Annotated in this window: 6 protein-coding genes; all 6 read right to left on the minus strand. The window is 42.9% G+C overall.

Going from position 1 to position 6,735, the window contains the following annotated elements:
- Positions 1-11: 11 nt before the first annotated feature.
- Positions 12-710: a 4Fe-4S dicluster domain-containing protein gene (locus tag KKC46_06140; GenBank protein ID MBU1053395.1), complete on the minus strand. Its 699-nt coding sequence runs from the start codon at positions 708-710 to the stop codon at positions 12-14.
- A 132-nt stretch (positions 711-842) separates the two neighbouring features.
- Positions 843-2,732 carry an FAD-binding protein gene (locus KKC46_06145; protein MBU1053396.1) on the minus strand — a complete coding sequence of 630 codons (1,890 nt, stop codon included), beginning with the start codon at positions 2,730-2,732 and terminating at the stop codon, positions 843-845.
- Positions 2,733-2,751: 19 nt separating this feature from the next.
- Positions 2,752-3,513, minus strand: coding sequence for an SDR family oxidoreductase (locus tag KKC46_06150; GenBank protein ID MBU1053397.1), 762 nt, complete (start codon positions 3,511-3,513; stop codon positions 2,752-2,754).
- An 11-nt stretch (positions 3,514-3,524) separates the two neighbouring features.
- A complete protein-coding gene (locus KKC46_06155) occupies positions 3,525-4,586 on the minus strand; it encodes a hypothetical protein (protein ID MBU1053398.1) in 1,062 nt (353 codons plus the stop codon).
- A 29-nt stretch (positions 4,587-4,615) separates the two neighbouring features.
- The gene (locus KKC46_06160) at positions 4,616-5,446 is read right to left on the minus strand and encodes a universal stress protein (protein ID MBU1053399.1); all 831 of its coding nucleotides are present in this window, start codon (positions 5,444-5,446) and stop codon (positions 4,616-4,618) included.
- Between the two features lie 96 nt (positions 5,447-5,542).
- The gene (locus tag KKC46_06165; GenBank protein MBU1053400.1) at positions 5,543-6,304 is read right to left on the minus strand and encodes a 3-oxoacyl-ACP reductase FabG; all 762 of its coding nucleotides are present in this window, start codon (positions 6,302-6,304) and stop codon (positions 5,543-5,545) included.
- Between the last annotated feature and the right edge of the window lie 431 nt (positions 6,305-6,735).

The following is a 6,735-nucleotide window of genomic DNA, read 5'->3' on the forward strand; positions in this document are numbered from 1 at the left end:
AATGTTTCAACCTAAGTATTCAAACCCTTCTTTTCCGCTTCTTTTCGCAATTCTTCATAAAGGCTTAAATGGTCAATTTCGGCAGCAGGGCAAACATTATTGCATTCTCCGCACATGATGCAGGCATAAAGGCCGTTTTGAACTGCTTCTAAGACCCTGTCTGCTTCATCAAATGGGTCGTAGTAACGCAATCCCGAAGCAACAATACCTGCAGGGCCTATAAATTTTTCAGGGTCTTTGTCTTCATTAATTACCGGGCAGGCCGCAACACAACTTAAGCATCTGCAACACCATTCCAGGTTTCCTATCTTTTTGGCAAGGGCAGGGTTCATTACCGCAGTGATGTCGCTTTCTACAAGTGGTTTTGACCTCACCCTTACTTCTATCTTTGCTATCCTTTCACGTATTTTGCTCTTATCTACGATAAAATCCCGGATTACAGGAAATCCTTTTAAGGGCTCAAGAACGATATCACGGTCAATGCTTATGGGAGTAAAACATGCCATCATCGGTTCACCGTCAAGCATCATGGCACAACGTCCGCATACTCTCCCCCTGCACGAATAATCAAATGCTATGGCTTCATGGTTTTCATGGACATAAACAAGTATTTCAAGAACCGTTATATTTTTCTTCCAGGGAACATTATAAGTCTTATAGTAGGGCATAGCATCTATTGCCGGATCGTATTTAAATATCTTTACATTCATCCCTTCTCTCCTTTATATATCCTTTTAGATAATGTTTTACGATATCAGTCGCCCCTCTTGCGACAGCCTATCAATTGTACGCTTTGCTCACAGAGGCTCCTTCTGGCCTTGCCAAAAACATTATCTGAAAGTCTATAGGGTAAATTTATTGTCAATGAATTTTTTAACCTGCTCCGGTGAGTAGTCCAAAGTTACGATCGGCTTTTTCTCAAGCTGCAAATTTCCGTTTACAAGTTTAACCGTAATATTACACAGCCAGTTATCGTTATCCCTTTTGCTATAGTCCGACCTGTAATGCTGGCCTCTTGTTTCCGTTCTCATTAATGCCGCCCTGCACATACATTCCACAAGATCGATCATGTTATAATTTTCAATTGCTTCTTTCCATTCAGTGTTGAAGGTTTTTGTTTTAGCAGAAACAACCATCCTGGGAAGATCTTCTTTTTTTATCCGTTCTATTTCTTTTATTGAAGATTCAAGGCTTACCGCATCCCGTATCGGCCCTAAACCTTTATAGGCAGCCTTTTGAAGGGCATGTCTTACCACATGAGGCCTGATCGGATTTTTTACTTTTCTTCCAAGGATTTCATGAACTCGCGTAAACTCATTATATACAGGCTGCCAGTCTATGCTGTTTATCTTGTTATCTTCGGCGTATTTAACTGCCTTAATTGCTGCAAGTGAGGATGCACTCATATTTAAAGCTATGCCACCGCTTTTTGCACCTCTTAAGCCGCCACCCACGGGACAGAACAGACCGGGTATATCGGTTGCAAGATTTTCATCAATTATAGGATGTGCGTTCGATTCGTACCATTCAACCGCTACTTCAAGCCGATCCTTTTGAACATCGATTCCGAACAACTCCTTATAAGGCTTAACATTGCGCTTGTAAGTATCTCTAAGTTCATCAAGTATTTTGTTTGAGCGGCAGTCAATATATACGCCTCCATTGGGACTTCCCTTTCCTTCAAGGATTTTTTTTGCAACCTCGCGTGCAAATAATCCCCTGTTCATTTCCGCTTTAGGGATATTCTTCATCCAGAAGTCGCCATTTTTGTCGCAAATATATGCATAATTGATATCATCGGCGCCGATACCCCCATTGTAGCTTGCGGCAAGGCCTTCGGGATATATGCTTATCAGATCGTTTGCAAAAAACTCGCAGCCTGTTATTCTCGCACCGTTTCTTAAAGCAATAGCATCCAGATCCCCTGTATTATCAGGGCTTCCAAGAGAAACAGGGCTGACGGAAATCCAGCCGTAATGCCATGTGCAAGGACCTGTGGCTAAAATTGTGGCTTTAGCTCTGAAAACACGAAACGCTCCTGTAGGCAAATATATGCCCATTGCGCCTATACATTGTCCGTCCTGCATAAACAGGTTGGTAATTATTGTTTTGTCAACTACATTTATACCCTGTCTTTTTATCTCATCGGATTCATGTCTGCTGAATCCATGCTCTACCATTTCCTGGCCCGGCATCGGCACCTTGAATAGTTTTCCGGTTTTGGTTCTTGCAAAAGCAGTGGTGCCGCGGTTTGCTATATCAACCATTATACGGTGATTCGGCATATGATTAAAAACTGCTTTAAGTGCCTTCTGATTGCACAAACCTTCCGAATACCAGAAGTTGAACTTGTAAGCCATATCACCGTCTGTAATGCTGGTGATATAATTGTCCCAATTCATGCCAAAGCCGCCGCTGTATCCAAATGGCCCCTTATCTACCATCATCAGATTGGCCCCCTGGCCGAATGCCTCCATTGCAGCTGACACAGCAGCAAAACCACCACCGAGTATTAGTATATCAGTATTATAAACTTCATAAACCGGTTCAGGCACGTTAACTGTTTGCCCCTGAATCAGTATTTCTTTTGCAGTATCTTTAACGGCTGTAGCAGCACCGGCAAGATTGGCCATTCCCATACTGCCTGCTATACCGCCGGCAAAAAGTCCCGCATTTTTCAAAAACTCCCTGCGGGATGCCTTGTTATTCTCCTTCTTTTTTTCTTTTGCCATTTGTGTTGTTCCTTCCTTATTATACTACTGATCTTCCGCCGTCTATAGCGATGGATTGACCTGTGATATATGAAGCCCCACCAGAACACAGCCATAATACCGTTTCGGCAATCTCTTGCGGCAACCCGATTCTTCCCATAGGTGTAGTTGCATTGAGCTTTGCCTTGGCTTCCGGATCTCGGTTAAAATATCCCTCAGTTCCGGGAGTAAGGATCGGGCCCGGGCATACGGCGTTAACACGAATACCAAACTTGGCATACTCTAAAGCAGTTGTTTTTGTCAGTCCCAATACCCCATGTTTGCTGGCTGAATAAGCGCACTGGTATGGAGTACCGTGCAATCCCGAGGCTGATGACATATTTACTATAACCCCACCTCCCTGTTTTAACATAATAGGGATTTCATATTTCATACACAACCAGATTCCTTTTAGATTAATGTTCATAACATGATCCCAGTTTTCTTCAGCAAAATCCGCTGTTAACGCTAAATTTACACCTACCCCAACGTTATTAAAGGCATAATCAATACGGTCATATATCCCAATTGTTTCCCTTACCATCTCTTCTATATCACTTCGCTGGCTGATATCAGTCTTGATGAAATAGGCATCACCGCCTGCCTCTTTGATCATCCGGACAGTATCTTCACCACCTTTTACCATAATATCTGCAACAAGAATCTTTGCCTGTTCCCTTGCGAAAGCCAAAGCAGTTGCCTGACCAATCCCCATAGCCCCACCGGTTATCAGGGCCACCTTGTTCTGAAATTTGCCTTCCATGCGACATCTCCTTATAATGGGGTTCCCCCGTCCAAAGGCATTGTTAACCTGCCCCACTCCACGTAAGTAATCATATCCTTGATAAGAATAATTTGCCCATCAGGAAGGAATATACGGCCATTCGTTTTAACAAGATTTCCGTAACGAGTGGTATGGCCACTGCGTGTGATAAAGCAATAAAAGACCCTCCCGCCTGCAACCATGTCCAGATCTGCTATACCTTTGTCGGAGCTCATATTAACATGCCAGCGGCCCGGAACCCGCATAAGGGTTTGGGGGTCTGTCCACCAATCAAGTTCACTTACAATGATTTCGCCAAGACCGAAAGGAATCTCCTTACCATTCACATAAGCACGGCCGTAGCCTAGTCCGCCTGCCGGCATACTCAAAATAAAAATCTGTGTTGATTTGTTCAAACCTGCTATGTAGTAATATGGTTCACGCATTGCTTTGGAATGATCGTATGCCTCACTAAAAGTCATCATTTCGTGGAGGCCGAACCCGTTTTCAAGTTTGTATGTCTTGCCATCTACGGTTATCGTTCCTTCGGCCCAGCAGCACTGGTGATAACCGGCTCTGCCTGTCGCGGCCAAATCGGAATAAAGCCCCCATACCCGGGAAGCTTTCCCAAGTCCTCCCAGGGTCAGGTCGCATTCCACACCCTGCTGCTCACCTTTCATTTCCCAATAAGGTGGTCGTGAGATATATTGGCGGTTACCCGGATTCCAGCTTACCTCATCCGGCTTTTCTACAATACGAATACTATCTGTCCATTCTGAAGGATCCAGACGGTTGGCGATAAATTCACTATCACGTATACTGCCCCAATTATCTTTAGGTATTTTCATAAACATATTCTGACTCATCAAAGAATCATCAACCCGCCACTTTCCTTTTCTGCCACCTCCGGTACGCCATGCGCCTGCTCCAAAAAGCAAGATATGACCGTCAGACTCGCCCATTACCGGACTTCCGATCCACTCACAAAAATCCTGACCCTGTGGCAATTCTGTCACATGACTTCTATCATCGCTGAGTTGCACATCGCTTATTGCTTCTCTTGCTTTTTTCATAGTTATACCCTCCCTATATTTCAGTTCCGTTATTGACCAATAAACAGTGGCTTTTTCGCTTCATGCAAAAGATATTTGATCAAACTTCCCAGAAAGAAGCTTTTCCAGGTATCCTTGGAATGAGCACCGGCGATAAACATATCAACCTCATCCATATATTTTTCCTTGATCTCGGTTATAATGTTCCTGGAAGTCCATTGCGTTTTAACGTTTTGGTGACCGTGGGTTTTCATATATTCTTTCGCTCTGTTTAAATAATACATGGCTGTATCCTGTTCAGGATGTGACATAAGGATAATAAACTCAACTTCTTTGTCGCGAGAAATATTTGCAAAACATTTCATAGCGCGTGCTGCCGGCAAGCTGCCATCAAAAGCGATGAGTGCATTGTTTATGGGGAAATATTTTTTAGGAACAGCAAATATAGGAGTAATTGTTTGGGAAAGTATTTTTTCCAGGGGCATCTCAACATTTTCCGATTTATCAAAATAATAAGAAGACCTGAAACCCATGACTAACAAATCATAAAACATGCTTTGAAACATGATCTGTTCCGTACATGTTCCCTGAAATTCAGTTGTGGTATGTGCTACCCCTTCCGCTTCACAGGTTTTGTTAAATTTATCGAGCACACTTGCTATGCGCTGATTAATCTCATCAAGAACCCGCTTATCCAGTTTTTCAGTCCAACTGGGCATTTTGGCATAAGCCGGGCCAAAGCACTTCTGAAGACCTGGCTCAATAAGTACAGCTGTTCCGGTAATAGTGGATTCCTGACGTTTGGCGATAAAACATGCATATTGAAGAGCAGCATCAGTGTAGCTTGAAAAATCCAAGGGTAATAAGATGTTACTAATCATGAAGGCCTCCTTTAAATTTTTAAATACTACTGTGATTTTATTTCGCAAGCAGCTGAAAAACTTCGACTGCGTATTTTGATCTAAATAGTCATTTTACTACATTCTTAGGCCTCCGTTGACACTGTAATCCTGACCTGTTATCCAATTGGCATCTTCAGAGGCAAGAAAAACAACCAATGCTGCTATCTCCACTGGCTCTCCAAGCCTCCCTAAAGGTACCGCAGATACATATTTGTCCTGAATACCCGAAAATTTAGCCATAGCCTTAGCAAGTGCCGGCGTATTAACCGGTCCCGGAGAAATACAATTGACAGTAATGCCATCTGCGGCCAATTCCAGGGCAATGGCCCTTGTGAACCCTGCTACTGCCGCCTTGCATCCTGAATAAATTGAATGATAAGCAGTCCCGTGTTTGCCCGAATCCGATCCTATATTGATGATCCTGCCTTTTTTCTGCTCAAGCATTTTGGGGATAACAGCTTTGCAGCACAAAAGGGTACCTATAAATAATATATCGGTTTCCGTTTCCCATGACACCAGATCAGTTTCATGAAAACGTTTAAAAGAGTAATCATCGGCCTGAGGACCGTGACAGTTGACCAGGATATCCACTCGACCAAATTTGGCAATGCTCTTTTCGACCATCTCACTAACTTCATTACTGCTGGTTACGTCTACTTTAATCGACAGAGCTTTCCCGCCGGATTTATTTATCTCTTCCGCTCCTTTTTCGGCTCCTTCTTTATGCACATCTGTCAAAACAACACTGGCGCCTTCTGTAGACAGCATTGTGGCAATGGCCAGACCTATGCCTCCGGCCGCCCCTGTGATTATGGCTACTTTATTTTTAAGTCGCATATTTATTCTCCATTTCAGATATTTCCTTTATCTTTTTCATAAATTAGGTGTCATATCGTCAGCAGGGGGGATCATATATCAATCAAGATTTTTCACTAAGTTTGAAATGACAATGCATAACCGAATTTATGAACTACTGTGCGTTGGTGTAATTTCTATGAATCAGATAGAATCATATCAGCAATTCTGATTTGCTTCAGAGCCTATTACAATACAGCGAATTGTTGCTGAAGAAAAACGAACGGCAACAATTCGCAAATAAATATTTTACTGTATCACTTTTACCTGCATTTACTTTTTCTGTAAATTTGGTAAATATCCCATCAGTGTTATCTTCTTACCTTCACTTATTATGGTCATAGCACGCGCACCGGCAAAGATGGCTTTTTTATCACCCAAGAGATCCAGACCGCTGAACCAGGCCAGTTTTA

This window comes from Pseudomonadota bacterium (assembly GCA_018817425.1).
Taxonomy (GTDB): Bacteria; Desulfobacterota; Desulfobacteria; order Desulfobacterales; family RPRI01; genus RPRI01.

Coding starts and splice junctions, on each gene's coding strand:
- KKC46_06140 (MBU1053395.1), bottom strand. CDS start 710: ATGAATGTAAAGATATTTAAATACGATCCGGCAATAGATGCTATGCCC.
- KKC46_06145 (MBU1053396.1), bottom strand. CDS start 2,732: ATGGCAAAAGAAAAAAAGAAGGAGAATAACAAGGCATCCCGCAGGGAG.
- KKC46_06150 (MBU1053397.1), bottom strand. CDS start 3,513: ATGGAAGGCAAATTTCAGAACAAGGTGGCCCTGATAACCGGTGGGGCT.
- KKC46_06155 (MBU1053398.1), bottom strand. CDS start 4,586: ATGAAAAAAGCAAGAGAAGCAATAAGCGATGTGCAACTCAGCGATGAT.
- KKC46_06160 (MBU1053399.1), bottom strand. CDS start 5,446: ATGATTAGTAACATCTTATTACCCTTGGATTTTTCAAGCTACACTGAT.
- KKC46_06165 (MBU1053400.1), bottom strand. CDS start 6,304: ATGCGACTTAAAAATAAAGTAGCCATAATCACAGGGGCGGCCGGAGGC.